Genomic DNA, 498 nt, shown 5'->3' on the forward strand with positions numbered 1-498 from the left:
CTTCATAGTCGTAATGGTTCTGTTTCAATACGGCCATCCGTTCATCTGGTCCCATAGTAACGGAACCTGTGGAAGGCTGCAGATCCCCTGATAACACTTTAAGGAACGTTGATTTACCTGCACCATTTGCACCAATCAAGCCATAGCAGTTTCCGGGGGTAAATTTAATATTCACATCATCAAATAGTTTGCGGTCTGAAAAGTGCAAACTCACATCATTTACAGTAATCAATTTTTTTCCTCACTTTTATCATTATTAGTTTTGACAAGTCTTATAGAATTATATAGGGGAAAGGTAAAAGATTCAAGGCAATCGAACATTCTTTGTGTTTCACGTGAAACAGAATGAAAAAAATAAAAATAAAAGCGGAGCGAAAATAGCTACTATAGGATTTATTAGTTTGCAACAGCATAATTTTTGACGTTATTTATAAGAGGGAGTACTATAAAACTGTAAAAGAAATGAAAGAAGGATTGAAAATGGATGAAAAAAGAACC

At 34.7% G+C, this 498-nt stretch carries 1 protein-coding gene; it reads right to left on the reverse strand.

Features of this window, described 5'->3' with window-relative positions:
* The coding region (locus FCS21_RS17625; protein ID WP_138624483.1) for an ATP-binding cassette domain-containing protein at positions 1-232 on the reverse strand (232 nt) is incomplete at its 3' end.
* Between the last annotated feature and the right edge of the window lie 266 nt (positions 233-498).

The sequence above is a fragment of the Colwellia ponticola genome (assembly GCF_005885605.1).
Taxonomy (GTDB): Bacteria; Pseudomonadota; Gammaproteobacteria; order Enterobacterales; family Alteromonadaceae; genus Colwellia; species Colwellia ponticola.